11 protein-coding genes and 1 tRNA gene are annotated in these 18,831 nt (G+C 44.4%); 7 read left to right on the top strand and 5 right to left on the bottom strand.

The genetic code is table 11. The annotated features are described in order from the left end of the window. Positions 1 to 428 precede the first annotated feature (428 nt). Both mrdA and rsmD read left to right on the top strand, forming a co-directional pair. On the top strand, positions 429 to 2,408 hold the full coding sequence (gene mrdA / locus RT034_RS08650) for a penicillin-binding protein 2 (protein ID WP_060994719.1): 1,980 nt from the start codon (positions 429 to 431) through the stop codon (positions 2,406 to 2,408). Positions 2,409 to 2,443: 35 nt separating this feature from the next. Further along, positions 2,444 to 3,067 carry a 16S rRNA (guanine(966)-N(2))-methyltransferase RsmD gene (gene rsmD / locus RT034_RS08655; protein ID WP_313015995.1) on the top strand — a complete coding sequence of 208 codons (624 nt, stop codon included), beginning with the start codon at positions 2,444 to 2,446 and terminating at the stop codon, positions 3,065 to 3,067. A gap of 108 nt (positions 3,068 to 3,175) precedes the next feature. Here the strand turns inward: rsmD and RT034_RS08660 are convergent, their stop codons facing one another. Then, positions 3,176 to 3,415, bottom strand: a complete 240-nt coding sequence (locus RT034_RS08660; protein ID WP_313015996.1) for a hypothetical protein — start codon at positions 3,413 to 3,415, stop codon at positions 3,176 to 3,178. A 395-nt stretch (positions 3,416 to 3,810) separates the two neighbouring features. On the opposite strand from RT034_RS08660, the gene RT034_RS08665 reads away from it, so the two are divergent. Further along, entirely contained in the window at positions 3,811 to 5,199 is a 1,389-nt protein-coding gene (locus RT034_RS08665) for a deoxyguanosinetriphosphate triphosphohydrolase (RefSeq protein WP_313015997.1), read from the top strand. Between the two features lie 102 nt (positions 5,200 to 5,301). Next, complete coding sequence (locus RT034_RS08670; protein WP_313015998.1) at positions 5,302 to 5,925, top strand: TetR family transcriptional regulator; 624 nt, start codon at positions 5,302 to 5,304, stop codon at positions 5,923 to 5,925. A 98-nt stretch (positions 5,926 to 6,023) separates the two neighbouring features. Here RT034_RS08670 and RT034_RS08675 read toward each other — a convergent pair whose 3' ends face one another. Together RT034_RS08675 and RT034_RS08680 are read right to left on the bottom strand one after the other, a co-directional pair. Then, the gene (locus RT034_RS08675) at positions 6,024 to 10,817 is read right to left on the bottom strand and encodes a translocation/assembly module TamB domain-containing protein (protein WP_313015999.1); all 4,794 of its coding nucleotides are present in this window, start codon (positions 10,815 to 10,817) and stop codon (positions 6,024 to 6,026) included. 166 nt (positions 10,818 to 10,983) lie between these two features. Beyond that, positions 10,984 to 14,214 (bottom strand): autotransporter assembly complex protein TamA, encoded by a 3,231-nt coding sequence (locus RT034_RS08680; protein WP_313016000.1) that lies wholly within the window; start codon positions 14,212 to 14,214, stop codon positions 10,984 to 10,986. Positions 14,215 to 14,343: 129 nt separating this feature from the next. Here RT034_RS08680 and RT034_RS08685 point away from each other — a divergent pair, with 129 nt between their 5' ends. Then, a complete protein-coding gene (locus RT034_RS08685) occupies positions 14,344 to 15,666 on the top strand; it encodes an MFS transporter (protein WP_313016001.1) in 1,323 nt (440 codons plus the stop codon). Between the two features lie 261 nt (positions 15,667 to 15,927). Beyond that, a complete protein-coding gene (locus tag RT034_RS08690) occupies positions 15,928 to 16,740 on the top strand; it encodes a peptidoglycan DD-metalloendopeptidase family protein (protein WP_313016002.1) in 813 nt (270 codons plus the stop codon). Positions 16,741 to 16,827: 87 nt separating this feature from the next. On the opposite strand, the gene pdxA is transcribed toward RT034_RS08690, so the two are convergent. Continuing rightward, entirely contained in the window at positions 16,828 to 17,880 is a 1,053-nt protein-coding gene (gene pdxA / locus RT034_RS08695) for a 4-hydroxythreonine-4-phosphate dehydrogenase PdxA (protein ID WP_313016003.1), read from the bottom strand. A gap of 313 nt (positions 17,881 to 18,193) precedes the next feature. Here pdxA and RT034_RS08700 point away from each other — a divergent pair, with 313 nt between their 5' ends. After that, positions 18,194 to 18,595, top strand: coding sequence for a hypothetical protein (locus tag RT034_RS08700; RefSeq protein ID WP_313016004.1), 402 nt, complete (start codon positions 18,194 to 18,196; stop codon positions 18,593 to 18,595). Between the two features lie 78 nt (positions 18,596 to 18,673). Here the strand turns inward: RT034_RS08700 and RT034_RS08705 are convergent. Continuing rightward, positions 18,674 to 18,749: transfer RNA gene (locus tag RT034_RS08705), tRNA-Arg, on the bottom strand. Positions 18,750 to 18,831: the final 82 nt, after the last annotated feature.

Here is an 18,831-nt window from a genome sequence, read left to right on the forward strand (position 1 = left end):
TCAAAGGACCATAAAACCGAGATGACATTACAAGGTTTGCTTGACAACGTCTGTAGTATGGGTGCGTTAATATGGGTGCGTTCAAACCGCTAGATTTTAGCACAGAAAGATATATTTTACCTGAAGAAGTTATATTTTTAGCGGTTTTGCGTCCCTATGTTATCATCCATATTGCCGTCAATGCGGCTATCATAATTTGATACGTTTGTTTTGACAGCAGCTATTAGTTATTTGCGATTTTGGCAGGATTTGGGCATGCTTATTTGCCATGTTTTATGCTAGTATATCGCTCTTAAATTTTGACTTAAGCCATCAGATTTAAGCCACCCATATATAGTAGCTGGGTGATATCCCTATATTTGCATTAAGCTAAACATTCATCGCACCGCGACCCTTTTTAAAACCGTTCTAATTGCTGTTACCCGCTTATGAAACCACCCCATTCTTCAGATATGCAACGTGAAAATCTTATCTTTCGCCGCCGGGTAATTTTGGCATCGGTGTTTGTTTTTTTGGGCTTGGTTGGCTTGATTGTACGCTATGCTTATCTACAAATTTATACCCATGACCAGTACGTCACCCAGTCTGACAATAATCGTATCAAGCTGGTTTCTGCACCGCCCAGTCGCGGCTACATTTATGACCGGAACGGCGTGATTTTGGCAGATAACCAGCCTGTTTTTACCGCTGTCATCAGTCCTGATGAAATTGACAATCCTGACAATACCTTGGCACTACTCACCCCGATTTTTCAGTTGACACCTGAAGAAATCAGTGAAGCTTCAAAAGCCCTTAAAAAAAGTAAAAATGAACCTGTCACCATTAAAATTGGACTTACCGAACAGCAAGTTGCCCAGTTTAGTGAACGCAAACCGTTTTTTAAAGGCGTGACGATTCAAAGTAAACTCACGCGCACCTATCCCTACAGTGACTTATTTGCCCATGTGATTGGCTATGTTGGGCGTATCAGCGACAACGATAGTAAAAAGTTGGATAAAAAGCTGTATGCAGGCACCGATTTGATAGGTAAAACAGGGATTGAAAAATATTACGAGTCGCTGCTACTGGGCAAACCCGGTTATCAATCAATTGAAACCAATGCCTATGGCGATATCATCAAAAAACTCGATACCAAACCACCCATTCCCGGCAATGATATTTATCTAAGCCTTGATTATGGGTTACAAAAATTGACCAGCGATTTGTTAAATGGTAAACGCGGCGCAGCGGTAGCAATTGACCCCAGCACTGGCGAGATTTTAGCCTTTGTGAGCAATCCAAGTTTTGACCCCAATCCCTTTATCACTGGAATTAGTAGCAGAGAATACAAGGCACTGCAACAAGACCCCGACATGCCACTGTACAATCGCGCGCTACAAGGGCAATACCCCCCGGGTTCTTCTATCAAACCGATTGAGGGTTTGGCAGGGATTCATTACGGCATAATGGGATGGGACAGTAGTATTTATGATCCGGGTTATTTTAGTCTGCCTGGCGATAGCCATAAATTTCGTGACTGGAAAAAATCGGGTCATGGTAACGTCAATTTGCATAAATCCGTGGTCGAATCTGTCGATACCTACTACTACAAGCTGTCTTATCAACTGGGTATTGACCGGCTTCATGATTGGATGACGCGTTTTAATTTTGGTAGTAAAACGGGCATTGATTTGCCGGGAGAAAAAACCGGGGTCTACCCTTCTACTGAGTGGAAAATGAAAACCTATAAAAAAGCCTGGTTGCCTGGGGAAACCATTTCTGTGAGTATCGGGCAAGGGTATTTTTTGGCGACACCCTTACAGATTGCCAATGGTATCGCCATGCTAGCCGGTGATGGACAGCATTTAACCCCCCATCTGCTCAAAAAATCCACCGGTGCCGAACATGTCACCCCTATTGAAAAGCCCGATGGGAAAATTCAATACAACGGTAACCCCAATGATTGGCAGCGTATGCACCTAGCCATGGAAGATGTGGTCAAAAAAGGCACAGCGCATAATATCTATACGCCAACTTATCGCATCGCTGGCAAAACAGGCACAGCGCAGGTCAAATCTATTGCACAAGGTAAACGCTATAACGAAGCCGCGCTTGACTCGCGTCACTGGGATCATGGCTGGTTTGTTGGTTTTGCCCCAGTAGAAAACCCGCAAATTGCGATTGCCGTCATCGTAGAAAACGGTCGGCATGGTGGCTGGGTAGCACCGATTGTGCGTAAAATGATGGATTACTGGCTCATTGATAAAATCAAAAAACCGATTGTGCCCCCATCGCCTGAAGAACTTGCCAAAATCAACGCCGAAAAACAAGCCGCCAAATTGCAACGGGCAGCGTTAGTTTTGTCGGGTAAACCTATTATCGCAAAACCCAATACCGCCAAACTCCCTGCGGTGGGTGGCGCTGACTAACGTAATGTAGATGTCCAAACTATGACTTTCAAACTATGATGTCCAAAATTAGCAAACGAGCCAATAAAGCCACCAAATCCCCACATATTTCTCACGTCCGTATCGTTGGCGGCGAGTATCGGCGGCGTTTGGTGGCGTTTATCGATGCCGATGGATTGCGGCCGACCCCTGACCGTGTCCGAGAGACGCTATTTAACTGGCTTGCCAATGATTTAGTCAATGCCAAGGTACTTGATTGCTGTGCTGGTAGTGGGGTGCTCGGTTTTGAAGCCTTGTCGCGGGGTGCCAAGCAGTTAACTTCTATCGAGCCTAACCATGAGCAATTTAGGCAAATTAAAGCCACCCAAGCCATGTTAGGGATTGCTGATACAAAAATTGTGACAATGCAAGCTACGATACAACACGCCTTGCCCCAACTGGCAACTACTGAGCCGTTTGATGTGGTATTTATCGACCCGCCTTATCAACTCGCGTTATGGGATACAATTTTGCATGGGTTAATAAACCATCAGTTAATCCATCCGCAGTCATTACTGTATATCGAAAGCGATCAAGATCATAGCCACCTGTTAGAATCTTTTACTGCGTCACTCGTGCCACTCAAATATAAAAAAATGGGGCAAATTTTTGCCGGCATTTATCAGCTCAAGACGCTTTAATTCAAAGCATATCAATTAAAAGCATTTTAATTTAGCCATTAAAAAACCGACTGGATTAACCCAGTCGGCAGATATAATAACCATTCACGCCTAATAGCAAACCCACTATTAGCTTTTAATGCATATACCCACTTGTACGGCAGAAGCAGACGGACATAAATATTTTGATGACTGTCCTTTTAAGTTGTTAGCTTCATACAGATAGCTGACCCCTACCACCATCAAAAATGTCACCACGAGCGATAACATAATCACCAGTACAACACTATGAATGTTGATTTTGGAGTGATGGCGCGTCATTTCTACACTATCATCGGTGCCTTTAGTATCGTTCACTTGATGGATCATAACTTGTATCCTAAAAAATTTGAAACTTAACTGTCTAAATTTCATCGTGTTACTTAGCAACTATCCATATACGACATAGACCACATAGAATAAAACCTATGCGTGGTAGTGCTATAAAAGCAATTTACAAAGGTAATCAAACATTACATTTATCTTATATTGATTACATTCTACAATGTATTTGTTACTAAATTATAACAATAATAAAAAATTACACAATTGTTTTATCAGAAAAATTCCTATTTGGTCATTTTTTTGCGATAAATGGTATAGTGTCATCAAACTTTTGAAAAAATATTCATCCAAACTGGTTAATAATCAATTATCTAGCTAGAATCAATTAGCTAGTTAGTTAATCCCATCCACCCCATTTTTCTGTAAGACTGAAAATAATAATGAAAAAAAATACACACAAGCAATGGCAAGCGCTGTTATCTGCCAAACCTATCTATCATAGCAATCAGTTTACCCAATCCAAGACGTCAAGGACGGCATTTCATAAGGACTATGACAGGCTGGTTTTTTCGCAATCTTTTCGCCAATTGAATCAAAAAACCCAAGTGCATCCGTTAACCCATGAGATGGGCATTCATACCCGCTTAACCCATTCGCTTGAAGTATCTTGTATTGGACGCTCGCTAGGGATGATGAGCGCGGAGAAACTCGGTAATGACTTGCCAAGCGGCTTTACGATTTCGGACATGGGAGTCATTGTGCAGGCAGCTTGTTTGGCACATGACATCGGTAATCCCCCATTTGGGCATGCAGGTGAGCAGGCGATTCGAGATTGGTTTTTTCAGCCTGCGCAGCGCCAGTATCTAAGGCGGCTTACCCCACGCCAGCGAATAGATTTATTAGCGTATGAAGGCAATGCGCAAGGCTTTCGACTGCTGACCCGTAACGAGCATCATCCTGATGCAGGTGGCATGCGCTTGACAGCGGCAACACTGGGCGCTTTTATGAAATACCCTTATCTTTCTACACCTATCAATTCAGTCAGTGACAGTGACTCACTGCCCTCGCCGCTGACGCTCAAGAAATTTGGCTGTTTTGAAAGTGAAGCGCCGTATTTACAGGATTTGGCGGAGCAGCTGCGACTACCCAAGACCCAAAGGGGTTACGCGCGGCATCCATTGGCTTATTTACTAGAAGCCGCCGATGATATCTGTTATGCGCTGATTGATTTGGAAGATGGGATTTTACTGGGTATGTTAGCGTATCATGAAGTTGAGCCACTGCTGCTCAAACTCGTCGGTAAACGGCTTGGCGTACCGCCTGAAGTCACGACCAATGCGCCTATCAGCCAAAAATTAGCCGCGCTACGAGGACGAGCAATGCGGCGATTGGTGGACAAGGTCACTGATGCCTTTGTTGCCAATCAAGCCGCCTTATTGGCAGGTGAGCTGACGGGCAGCTTATTTGACTACTGCCCCAATAACGTACGCAGTAGTATCAGTGAGGCCAAAAGCCTAGCCAATACCCGTATTTTTCAACATCCGAGCAAAGTACGGGTTGAAATCATGTCGAACCGCTGTTTACATACGCTACTTGATGCGTTTATGCCGCTGGCGTTGACGGGTGATTCCACAGACAGTATTTCTCAGTTTGAGCAATTACGACTGCTTAATCTATTAAATGCCCATTTAAGCAATGTTAGTCGGCAATTAGGGGATGATGTTTATCAAAATATATTGTGTATTTTAGACATGCTGACTGGCATGAATGATCATGAAGCCTATCGGCTCGCGCAAGCGTTAAAGGGCAATTGGTCGGTGAATATTTAAACCTCATCGCTCAGCTTCAAATCGTCAATCGTCAACGATTGTATATTTGGCGTTTTCGGCTTAGAATATTTTTCCTTGTTTAACCCGCTGATTGGATACCTAATGACTAGCCGTGACTTGCAAAAACGCCAAACCCGTCAAGCCTTTTTTCAATCGGTGCTTCAGTTATCGAGGTCAGGGCATGCGTTTTCGTCGATTTCACTTCGCCAGATTAGCCGCGAAGTGGGCGTAGTGCCAACGGCTTTTTATCGCCATTTTCAGGATATCGATGAGCTTGGCACCTGCTTAGTCAATGAAGAACTCGGTCACACGCTGCAAAGTCTGCGCGATCATTTGCAGCTAGGTCGCACCCGAACGCATGAAGGTCAAATTGCCTCAAGCGTGCGTTTCTTTTTGGAAAGTGTGGAGCACGCGTCATTGCACTGGCACTTTATTGTCTCTGAACGCTATGGTGGCAACCAAGCTGTGCAAAATGCACTCGATGAGCAAATCAGCTTGTTTGCGCAAATCATGACCGATGATTTGGCGATGCAGCCTGCCTTTGGACATTTAAATCAAGAAGTACGCCTGCTGATTGCGGATATGGGCGTGAATATGTATTTTTCTTGGGTGTATAAATGGCTCAAATTTGACCCCACAGAGGTACAAGGTAAGCAAGAGTATCTCAATCGCTGTATCAAACAGGCGCAAGTGCTGTTTTATGGCGTCCGTAATTGGTGCCCTTAACAAAAACTTAAGCTAAAAAACAGTTAAACCAACAGACAGTTAAATCAAAAAAAGGCTGAGCATTGACTCAGCCTTTTTTATTACTATTTGTTAACCCGTTAATAGCGCCAGTTATAAATCAAATCGACAGAGTTATTGATGGCGGATTTAGCTTCAATATACAAGCGCCTTGTTAATTGATAACGCATACTGAGCTCAGGCTGCGAGGTGAACACGCCTACCCCATACCGTATAAACAAGTCCGGCGTGATATACCCCGTTAGACTCACCAAGGTGTCATTGCCCGAGCCATTGGCGTCTAACGTTAAACGCTGCAACCCAAACGCCCGACCAATTTGGTTGGTAAATTTGCGCGTCCCGCTTAAGCCGTAGCTTAACCCTGCTGCGGCAATGGTATTGTTGACGCGGTTTCTAAAGTCTTGTTCGTTGGTATTTTGACCTGAATTGTTATTTAGGCTACCCGTCACCAACGCATTCATCGCCTGCTGTTCACTGAGTCCGCCATTATTAAACACGGTAATATTTGGCGCACTGGTGCTGCCTTTGACTTTGACACCCACTTGTACGCCTTGCACGTCTTTTACTGCCTCTACGTTTAGCAGTGGTTTCATCACTTCACCATTGAACCGAACTTGCGCAAAGTTTAGAGTCAAGCTTTGCCCAAATACTTCGACTTTTGAGCGGCGTGATACTTGCACCACCCCTTCTGCTTTCATGGTGCCTTGACCGCGCTGGGTAATATGCAGCGCACCCGCCAATGGCAAGCGTGCCCCAAAACCTTGGAAGCTTACGCGCTCGCCGAGATCCACACCCACATCTGCGTTGATGCTCCAGGGTTGGGTGACTTTTAGCACATCATCAATCTGCCCCATCAAGCGTCTATCAATCACGTTAACATCTGGGGATTTGCTGACCACATTGCTTGTGGTTTCAGGGGGGCGAATGGTGGCGCGAGGCACATCAATCACGCCTACGATATTCACGTAGCGCTGGCTAGGTTTGACAATCACATCAAAAATTGGATTAATAATGGCAGTAATCTCAGGTGGCTGACTCACTTGCAGCGCTTTACCTTGCAACTTCAGCTTGGCCTGCAGCTCATGTGTCCAGTCAACTGTACCAGTAATGGTACCTTGACCATCGCCTGCACTGGCAAAAGACCCATCAATAGAGGCTTGATTGCCTGCCACGTGCGATAATACATTAATCTTATCAAAGCGCATCGGCACGCCTGTGATGCTAAGACCGGCATCCTGTAACTCAATATCGCCCACAAATTTGGGCTGCATTAATGAACCACTGATTTTACCTGCCACTAGACCGTTACCTGTCAAGCGTTCAAACGATGGGAAGAAAGGTTTAAATACCGCCAAGTCAATATCTTGAAAAACAACGGTGCCTGAAATCGGTTTTGACTGTATGTAGGGATTGACAGTGGCGTCCAAATAACCATTGCCCGCGCCATTGGCTGTTTTGATATCTGCGCGAAGTTTTAGCCCTTCTGCGGTTGAACGCGCGATGACACTGATACGCTCATAGGCAATGGTCGTTGGATTTTCTTCAGGGGTTTGTGCGGCGGTACCAAATACGCCGTTATCGGTAAAGAAGCTGGCATTGATGCTGGGTCGTTGGTTCTTCTGCCAATGAACGAGTGCGGTGCCGTTGAGTTTTCCTGACCAAGCGATATCACGCGGCATCACCACAGAGAAAATTTGGCTATCAATTTGTTGCACGCTGACATCGACATTGCCTTGCCCATTACTGACCACAAGGTTGTTTTTTAGACACAGACTGCCGTTTTGCCCCACCATTTGCCAGCAGTGTGCCGCCATTTGTACATTTAGGTTTTGCCAGCCAAATAGCATTTGGGCGGGTTGTAACTGTTGCAACTTGGCATATTTGGTACCAATTTGTCCATTACCGAGCAGACCCGACCACTGTTTTTTGGCAAGATCGATACGACCTTTGAGCGTCGCTTGTACTTGTCCTTTGGTACTATCTGCTTTGACATCCAAGGTGTGATTGTCTTGGGTACCGTTAAAATACAGTTGCAAAGAGCGCAGCGGTTGATTAGCGATATTGATACCCGTTGCAGTCAATTGCAACTGACTGGGTGATTTGGCAAGATTGACCAATTTGCCGGTGATTTTGGCATCGAGTACCACAAAGTTTGGCAGTGAAATGTTACGCCCAACTAAATCCACATAGATGTTAGGCAGGGCTTGGTTGTTATCTTGGGTTAAGATAATGCCGCCTTTAACGATACCTTTTAGCTGCGGCATTAGCTGATTGAGTGTGCTGATATCGACACTGGTCACCAGTTGGTTTTGGTTGCCATTGGCGGTGATGCGATTGCTACCCCATTGCACCAATAGATTATTGGCTTGCAGACTTTCAATAAGACGGCGGATGTGTCCGTATTTTTGACCATTGGCGCTATTTTCAATGACTTGACGCAGACTAGTTAGGTCTTTTGGCAAATTCAGTTTTGCGGTCAACTGACCCGTCGCCAATAACGGTTGGTTTTTTAGCCTGCCTGTGAGATTCATATTGGCGATATGAATGTACTGAGCGCCTGCCCGCCAATAGCCATCGGTATTGATGGTACCGGTGATTTGGCTTGGCAGACTTGGCACAAAATAGCTGGCATCAAAATTTTTCATGTCAGCATTGATATGCCAGCCGGCACCATTGGTCATATCGATGCTACCGTTGGCATTGATATAGCCTTCTTTACCTTGATGACTAAATTGATTAATTTTGAGCTGTTGTGGCGTGCCTGCAATGTCAAATTTAAACGAGCCTGCGGGTACGTTTGGCGCATTGAGGCTACCATTAAATTTGGCGGCGATATAAGATAACTTATTGCCGAGTAGATCGGCACGTACTTTGCCTGCGCCTTTTAACGCTAAGTGTTTTTTGCTATTGTTGGCGCCCAATAAATCCCCTGTCATGTCAATTTGGTTGATGGTGACATCATGACGGGTCACGACTGTTTGATTGGCTTGGCGAATCTGTTGCAGGGTACCGCTGGCAACCACATTGCCCGTCAAGTCTTGCAGCGGGATGCTATTTAAAATGCTGTGGGCATTTAAATGATTGGTTTTGGCATTGATTTGCCAAGCTAACGGCTGATTGCCGCTCGCTAGTTTAATTTTACCATTGCCTGCCAAATTACCTGCCACGCCTTGGTACAGCAATTGAGTGATGTCAACTATCTGACCTGATTTGTTGACATTGACTTGATAATTACCGCTTGGGGCTTGATTGAGCTTTAGGATATTGGCATTGACTTGGGCTTGTACACTACTGGGTCGCTTGCCGTCTGCCGGCTGAAAAATCACGTGCGCTTTGCCATTGGGACTGTTAAGCTCGCCAATGCTCGGTAGATTGTGACGTATCAGCTGTTGCCAATTGGCATCGATAGTATAAGGTTTATGGTTGCCTTTGGCTTGTCGGATATCGGCATTGATAATTTCACCGTCATCTTGGCGCAGATTTGCCCGTACTTGCATCGGCAATTTATCGGTTGCCACATCATAGACGATGCCCAATTTGCCTGTTAAAGTCTCTGGCGCATACGGTGCGATGTCTTTTGATAACAGCTGACGAATCTTAAAGCCATTACCCGTATTCATCAAGGCAATACGGGTGCGGTCATGCCAATCAATCGTACCTTGACTCGTCAATGTGCCTTGCGTGACTTTAGCCGTGAGGTATTCGATACTGAGTTTTTGATTGGCAATCACGCCGCGACCTTGGTAATGCCCATCGGGGATATCTTTGGCAGTCAAATCAGCATTGATACGCAGCTGTATATTATTGGTCACCCCTGTCGCGGTCGCTAAGCCATTTTTAAGATGGATGTTTTGACTGGTGGCATAGGGCAATAACACATCTTTCCATTCAAGTTTGGCATTAAATGGCGCGTTTTTATCCATCGGCTGCGCCGTTAAATGCCCAGTAACATCCGATTTATTGTATTTACTCTTTATATCCGCGGTCAAAAATTTCAAACTGCCTGTGGCATGGGTATCAAGCGCGTCGACATACACTTTTGACAATGAATTGACAATAACCAGTCCTGTCACATCCAGTGGATAATCCTGTTGCAGGTCAATTTTGCCTTTGATTTTATCAACGCTTAATAAATTGTTATACGCCAATTTGCCTTCGCCAACCGTGATTTTAGTATCATACCAAGTAAAATTTTGGACATGCGCTTGTTTAAAATCGATGGGGTCGCGAGTCACTTGCTGATAGCGCACTAAATTTGCTTTTACGTCATCTAAAGTTAAGTTAACAGGCAGTGCAATGCGTGGGTAATCAAAGGGTTTATTGGAAGGTGGTTTTTTGTAGGTGATGACCATGCGATTGATGTTGGCTTCACGCAAATGTACTTCTTTATTGATAAGGGCGCGCCAGCCAATTTTGACATAGGCTTTATCAACGGTGACTTCAACATAATTTTTTGGCGGTTTATCAGGAATTTTAAGATCGTAAACCCAAATGCCATCGCGAAGATTGCCTTTACCATATTTTAGACTGATACCTGTTTCTTGAACGATGGCGTTGATAAGTAACCGTGTGCCCCAAGACGTGCCGACGGCATAATAAGCCCCTAGCATCACTAAGATTAAAATAAGCGCTAGCACAATGGCAATTTTGGACACAAAACCAAGCGGATACCAACGTCGTAGCCAACGTGCATCTTTTTGTGCTGGGTCTAAATCATCACTGATTGCCGTATCCGAGTTTTTTATGTCTAAATCTTTTGCTGCCAGATTTTTAACTGCTGGATTGTTATCTACCAACGATTTATCGTCAGGCTTAGTGACATCTGTATCTGTGACATCTTCGGGCAATGAGTCGTTGTTATTATCGTCTTTCATTAATATCGCAAATCAATCGTTGGCTAACTACAAAAACACAGGTTGTATGCGCTGTATATGTATATCGGCGGTATATTGGATAAACCTTACATACTAGCAAAGTTTTATCCAAAAATCTTGACTAAAAACCTTGCATAAAATAACGCAGTGATTTTTAGCCAAACTATTATAGCGGTGAACCAATAAAGAAGTGTAAACGGACATCGTTGTTATCCCCTGTCAGACCTTTTGCCACATCGAGTCGTACCAAGCCTATCGGTGATTGCCAGCGGATACCTGTACCAATACTGACCGCCGTTGCGTTATCATATTCGCCCGTTGTATCATACGCATTACCAAAATCAGTAAACACAGCGCCACGAAAGCTCGGTCTAAACTCATAGTTATACTCTGCCGACCCTACCGCTAACGCATCACCGCCCACTAAAAAATTTTCGCCGCCATAGGTCGGTCCTAAACTATCGGTATTGTAGCCTCGGATGCTAGAATCACCGCCTGCAAAAAAGCGTGAACGATAAGGCACATCATAAAAATCACCGCTATATAGATAGCCCAAATCCAGCCGCCCGATTACTTGTTGTTTGTTATCTTTGCCAAAAGTATACATCCCCGTACCACCCGCACGTAGAATGGCCATATTGGTGTCACTTAGCACCCCTTTAGCACCGACTTCAAGCGAATAACGTTGGCTATAACCCCACGTTGGCGTCAGCATATTGTCTGCTACCGTTTTATTGATTGCATAACCTGCCAACAAGGCTTGTTGGGTATAGTCCGATGCGTAGTTGTTAAAAGGATAAGGCAAACTATCGGTGCTATATTTTTCAGGGTCGACGGTCAATTTATCGCCGCGGTAGCGCAGTGAATAGGTGCGATTCCAACCACTATCATGATAAATATTGCGGGCAATACTGGCATAGACCGTGTCCGCTTCAAAGGTGTTGACTAGGTCATCAACTTCTTTGTGCTGATAGCCGACTGTGCCTGTCAGCTTATCGTTGAGGGGATGCTTGTAGGGTAAACTGGCATTAAATTCCACCGCTTGATCGACTTTGGATAACGCCACTGATGCCCCAGTCTGCAGACCACTTCGATTAACCAAGTTGTTTTGGTATTTACCGGTCAAGCGCACGCCCACATCCGTTTCATAACCCAAACCCACTTGTGCCTCATGGGGTTTGGTGGCATTGAGTACCACATAGGTTGGGATTTGCTTTCTTTCATACACTTGTCGTGGCGTGAGCTTTGGTATGACTTGGTCTTCTCCTGGTTTAATGGGTAAGTCTTTGTCTTTGTCCAGTTTTTTTGCCGTTTTACTGACCGCATTGGCAATGACCACCAGCGGATTTTTACTTTTATTTTCGGCCTCGGGTGATAACTCCATATCTTCGGGTGCCGCCAATAAATTTTTGGCTTTTCGGCTAATGGCATTGAGACGTTGTTCGGTCGAATCATCGACTTCAAATTGAATCGGCGCGATATCATTGGGGTCTTGCACCTGATTGACGGTTTTTTGCGTCGTGCTATCGACAGTACCTGCGGATTGAAGTTCAGCTGAGTTACTTTGAGCTGATTTACTTTGAGATGCGAGACTTTGATCGGTTGAATTGGCGGGTAAAATACTGGCTGATGTATCAGAAGTGTCCGCGGTATTGTCGGCTGTGGTATTGCTACTGTTAGCAGTGCTGAGCGTCGCCGAGCCAGATTGTTCAAATGCGATATCGCTTGCTGCTTCGTCTGATGGCATGACGACATCCACATCCACCCCATTAAAATAACGGGTGGCAGTCAAATTGTTGGTAAATTCGCTGACAAAGGGTTGATAGTAGGCATCGCCTTTTTGGTACGTCATTAAGGCTTTGATCAGCTTTGGCTTTAAAGGCAGTTTATCGGGGTCATCGGTCAAATTGCCTTGTTTATCAATACTATATATTTTTACATCATCAAAGTGATAGCGAGTTTTTGTGTCATAAATTAGGTCAACATCGGCGGTATTGTCCGGCAAAATAATATCCACCGAACTATTGAGCCATTTGGCATCAAAGTAACCATTGGTCTGCGCGACGCCTTCAATCGTGGCCTTTGTGGCTTTATAGATACCATGACTAAACACATCCCCTTCTTTGGGCGGGATTTCTTTTTCTATCACGGGATACACCGGCAGCGCGTTATCGCCTTCCCCGCCTTCACCACGGATATCAATGATGCGATTTTGCACGATGACGGGCTTGCCGACCTCTAAGCTGACTTGAATATTGTCTTTGCCTAAATGTTTGAAAGCGATTTTAGTGTCATAAAAACCCACCGCCTCTGCCGCATCTTTGGCAATTTGGCGTAATTTGTTCACACTGGCATTAAAATCCGACACCGATTCGACGGTCACTTTTTCCAATGCCGCTTTGATATTACGCGCAGGCTCGAGTTTGGCATCTGCATTGGCAAAGCTGATATCAATATAGTTTAGCCCTTCGCCGCGACCAATGATTTTGTTCTTCAAGCGCGCTACGATGCCTTGCGGCTCTGCTGTCACGGTTGAGTTGGCTTGTGGGGTGGTCAATGCCGCTGTTTGCTGTTGATAGGCGGGCAAGTAATCATTGGGATTGATGGTGTCGGTGGATTTGATATTGCTGGCATCATTGGCGACGCCTTGATTACTAAGATTCTGATTAGCAATATTTTGGTTAGCGATATTTTGATTAGATAAATTGGTTTGCTCGCTCACCTTTTGATTAATCGCGTCGACATTCTGTTTTTCGTTGGTTAGCTGCTCAGTGATTTGTGCTTGCGCCTGAGTGTTCATGGTTGCCATGGGTGCAGGCTTGCTATTGTTGATTTGATTGGCAACCGACTGCGGCGTGGCTTGATCTAATGCTTTACTGTAGCCGACACTAGGTTGGTTTTGTTTCAACGTCGCCACAGGTTGGTTAAAATTATTAAAGTCTGCCAAAGTCTGATTATCGAGTTGTTGACCAATTTTATCTTCAACGCGCTGCTGATTGAGTTGATACAGATAAGGCTGAGCGGTGTTGGCATCAGTAGTGATGCTATCTTGCGCAGTTACCGCAGGCGTGGCATTTTGCGTTGCCGTGGTGCTCTTGCTGTCATTGGCGGTGGTCTGCGCTGCGCTGCTAGTGGTTAGCGTGCTATTCGTTGCTGAGCTATTAGCTAAACTATTAACAGTAGCTGACATTATTGGCGTTTGTGCCCCCCAAGCAGGCCCCACACCCACACTAACCAAAGCAATCGCCAACCGTATGGGGGTCAAGCGAAATACGCTAGACTGGGCGGGGCTTTGACAAGGATTGCACGATAGTGGACAGATGTCATGAAAAAAACTAAACGGGTTATCGGTCAATGCGGTTGACTGACGATAGGGTAGCAAATTTATTGGTTTCATGATAAAAATCAAATCCTTGAGCGAGCACTAGGCGATTTTAGCATAAACATTTTACTAACCAAACATTTTCCCAACCCTTTGTAAAATATTTGTTAAGATAGGCATCATCAGACATTTCTAGGATTGCTCATGAGTACCCAATTTGCGCTTTTTAAATACAAACGGTTTAGTGCCATGTTTGCCACCCAGTTTTTAGGGGCATTTAATGACAATGTATTTAAGCAAGGTTTGATTCTGGTACTGACCTTTATGGCAGCGGCGAAATTGGGGATACGTGTCAGTTTGCTCAACAATTTGGCGGCGATGCTGTTTGTGTTGCCGTTTTTTTTGTTTTCCGCCTTGGCGGGGCAAATCGCTGATAAATATGAAAAATCTTGGCTGACAAGGCTGATTAAAATCCTTGAAATCGTCATCATGGTCGTTGCCGCATTTGGGTTTGTGTTTGAGATTTATCCGCTATTATTTGTTGCGTTATTTTTGATGGGTACCCATTCGACGTTTTTTGGTCCTATCAAATATGCTTATCTACCCCAAGCCATGACCACCGATGAGCTGGTAGGAGCCAATGGGCTGTTTCAAATGGGTACGTCACTGGCTATTTTGACAGGGATGATGCTGGCTGGCGTATTGATGAAATTAGACAGTCCACTGTTTTGGATATCTGGGGTGACGGTTTTTGTGGCGATTATGGGCTACTTGGCTTCTCGGTTTATTCCCATCATGACTGCGCCGCAACCTGATTTGACCATCGACTGGAATATCTTTCGTACTAGCTGGCAAACCATTGCCAATCTATATCGCTTACCGATTATGTGGTTTACCATTTTGGGTAATAGTTGGTTTTGGTTTTATGGTGCTACGTTTTTGACCCAAGTACCTGAATTTAGTAAGTCTATTTTGCTAGGCGATGAAAGCGTCGTGATATTTCTATTAACGCTGTTTTCTGTCGGTACGGCGCTCGGCTCACTGTTATGTAAAACGCTGACCAAAAACCAAGTGAGTTTAAAGCTGTTGCCGTTTGGGATTGCAGGATTGACGATTTTTGCGATTGACTTGTATTTCACGCTTTCAGCGATGCATTTGCCGCCACTCGCCAACAACGCACACTATAGTATCGGTATGATTTTTGCCACGCAGGGTGCTATGCGTGTGTTTGTCGATTTGTTTTTATTGGGTTTCTCAGGCGGTATTTATATCGTACCTTTATATGCCTATATGCAAGCTTATTCACCGGAAACCAGCCGTGCTCGCATTATCGGTGCCAACAATATTTTAAATGCGGTATTTATGGTGGGCTCGGCGATTTTTTCGATTGTTTGTTTGACGCTAGTTAACGTGAGCCTGCCGATGCTATTTGCGATTGTCGGGGTGATTAATTTGGTCATGGGCATTTGGCTATTTTTAAAACTAAAAAAATATAGCCCTTCCAAGCCCATTATGATTCATGAATAACACTCTATCGCCCTATTTAATCGCCCCGTTAAATAGTCCGTACAAATAGTTAGAATGCTAGGCAACGGATGGATGGCAAACAATGGATAAATAAGGGGTTTTGCGTCATTTTTTCATTTGAGTCCAAAATGTTGCTATTTGTTATCGTTTGGCAAAGAAACGTTGTTCTAGACTCGAGTTACTTTGTAACCGGTTAAAAGTTAGTTACTATAACCTGACTTGTTGTAATTTTTTTTGTATCACTTGCTAGGAATGACTGTTATGTTTGCCACTTATAAAACAATTTGCACGCCCAAACTGGTAAAACTCAGTGCGATAGCCTGTACGGCGGTATTGATGACCGCTTGTGCTTCACAAAAGATCACCACCGTAGACAAACGCCCTGTGTATGTACGGGGTGTGCCCAACTATTATATTGTCAAAAGCGGCGATACTTTAAGCAAAATCACCTCTATTTATGGATTGGATTATCGTCGGGTTGGCGCGCTCAATGGGCTCGATAGCAACTATACCATTTATCCAGGACAACGCTTGATTTTAACCTCAGCAAGTAGCCCCACTTCTTATCGCCCAACAACCATACGCCCGGTGACAGTCAACCAATCATCCCGCCCATCTAACCCGACTTATTACCCGCCTAGACAAGTCAGTAATTTATCAACCCCATTACCGATGCCAAACCAAGTCATCGTGCCAACCAGCAGCCTGTCACAAGGTTGGTTACGTCCTACCACTGGCAATTTATTGCGACCGTTTAACCAACAAACAGGTACGCTAGGTATGTGGTTTGGCGGACAAGCGGGCGCAAATGTTGTCGCCAGCCAGCCAGGTACGGTGCTGTATGTCGGTAGTGATTTGCCAGAATATGGCAAATTGATACTGATTCAGCACAACAGCGACTACATTAGTGCCTATGCGCATTTGGGAAGTTTCGCTGTACAAGAGCGCCAAACGGTGCAAGCGGGCCAAACCATCGGTACCGTTGGAACGGACAATAATTTGAATCAACCTGCTGTAGAGTTCCAAATCCGTTATCGGGGTACGCCAGTGAACCCTGCCAGCTATTTAAAATAATCAAGCAGCTATTTAAAATAATCGCAATAAAAAAGCCAATCCATGACGATTGGCTTTTTTTGTGAGCGTAATTATCGGTGAGAATGATTAGAGGGCAATCGCGGTCGCCATGTGATTGGCATAGCCAATGGCATGATACAGACTATCGGTACTCGCTTTGCCTGAGCCTGCCAAATCCAGTGCCGTGCCATGATCGACTGAGGTACGAATATAAGGCAACCCTAAAGTGATATTCACCGTTTCGCCAAACCCATGTGATTTGAGCGGCGCCAGTCCCTGATCGTGATACATGGCGATAATAGCATCGGCAGTGGCGATATGTTTTTGGGTAAACAAGGTATCAGCTGGCATCGCCAAACTAATATCGACACCTTGATCGCGATAGTGCTGTAACACAGGATTGATGATGTCAATTTCCTCTCTGCCTAGATAGCCGCTTTCCCCAGCATGAGGGTTGAGTCCACAGACCAATATTTTTGGGTGAGTGAGACCAAATTTTTGCTGACAATCATGGATGACAATATCAACGGTTTTTGCCACTTCTTCGTGGGAAATCGCATCGGCGACCGCACGCAGGGGCAAATGGGTGGTGACTAACGCCACTTTCATCAGGTTATTGGCGAGCATCATCACCACTTTATCCAGCCCCGACTGCTGCATAAAAAATTCGGTATGCCCCATAAAATCTGGCAACACAGTCATAATCACCGATTTTTGCAGTGGCGCGGTGACAATGGCAGCGACTTGTCTGCTGATGGCGAGCTTATGCGCCAGTTGCAGCTGTGCGATGACCATCGGCGCGTTATGCGGATTTAGCTGTCCTGCTACCACAGGTTCTGCTGTCGGCACATCCATCACCAAAATAATGTTATCGGATGATGGTTGCGCAATTTGCGGTAAATCTTTTAACTCATATAACTCATCCATCGCTAACTGTTGAATCAATAATCCGTGTTTTACCGCGCCTTTCTGTTTGAGCTCACTATACCTTTCTTGTAGCGCATTGATATCTGCCAACAAAATGACAGCGCGATTGGGCAGATTTAATTGCTGTCTGTCGGCAAGCATCAATATGATATCCATGCCAATACCCGCAGGTTCGCCCGAAGTAATCACTAAAGGAAGACTTTGAATGGTCATTTTTATACCTTTTGATAAAAACTGATAAAGCTATCAGTTAATATTTTATGAATTTATTACCAATGATGCGGCTTATAGTTAACTTGAAAAAACAGTTTCATGCTCATGAGTTTAACTAAAACCCTGATTACACAGATGATTGTTAGCGATTACCAATGGTTTGATTAAATGAAATCTAATTATTTGGGTAATGTTAAGTAAGTATTGTATACCCAATAAGTTTGCTATTATTAACTTAATTTAAATCAGTGTATAATAGCACTACACTTTACTGTCAATCCTGTATTTTACTGTTGTTATCAATGGAGTCCCTATGGCTACCTACGAACATATTAACCAAAAAGTTGAAAAAATGTGTCAGCAATCTGAAGATTTTTCAATTCGCGTACCACAAGTCATGCAGCGCCGCATCTATATGATCGCAAAACAAAACCCCCTCAACAATGCCAAAGAAATAAAAGAAATGGAACGTATGGTGACTGAAAAACCCATCGCATTTTTTGAATCTTGGACGCAAATGGCTTGGCAAGCGCTCGTTGCCCAGCAAAATATTGGGCAATTAATGTTATCAAACTGTATGAAATTAAGCTTGGGTCAACCGATTTCCTTGGAAAACTTCTTTTATGCTGTCAACCAAGAAGCCCTGCATGTATTGGAAAAAGGGATGCACCCTATCTATAGCCGCGTGGCAGCCAATGCCAAACGTTTAAGCTAAGTTTTACTTTTTTAAGCCACACCCAATATTTTTTTATTGGGTTTTTTTATTTTTATAGGTTTTTGATGTCAAAAAAACTGGTACGCCCAGCGGGACTTGAACCCACGTCGGTCGCTTAGGAGGCAACTGCTCTATCCAGTTAAGCTATAGGCGTAAAGGTCTGCTATTTTATCATATTAAATCGTAAATGCTTAGCATCCACTGATACTTTTTAGGCATTTTGTTGCTGATTTTGT

The sequence above is a fragment of the Moraxella sp. CTOTU48841 genome (assembly GCF_032061225.1).
Lineage (GTDB): Bacteria > Pseudomonadota > Gammaproteobacteria > Pseudomonadales > Moraxellaceae > Faucicola > Faucicola cinerea.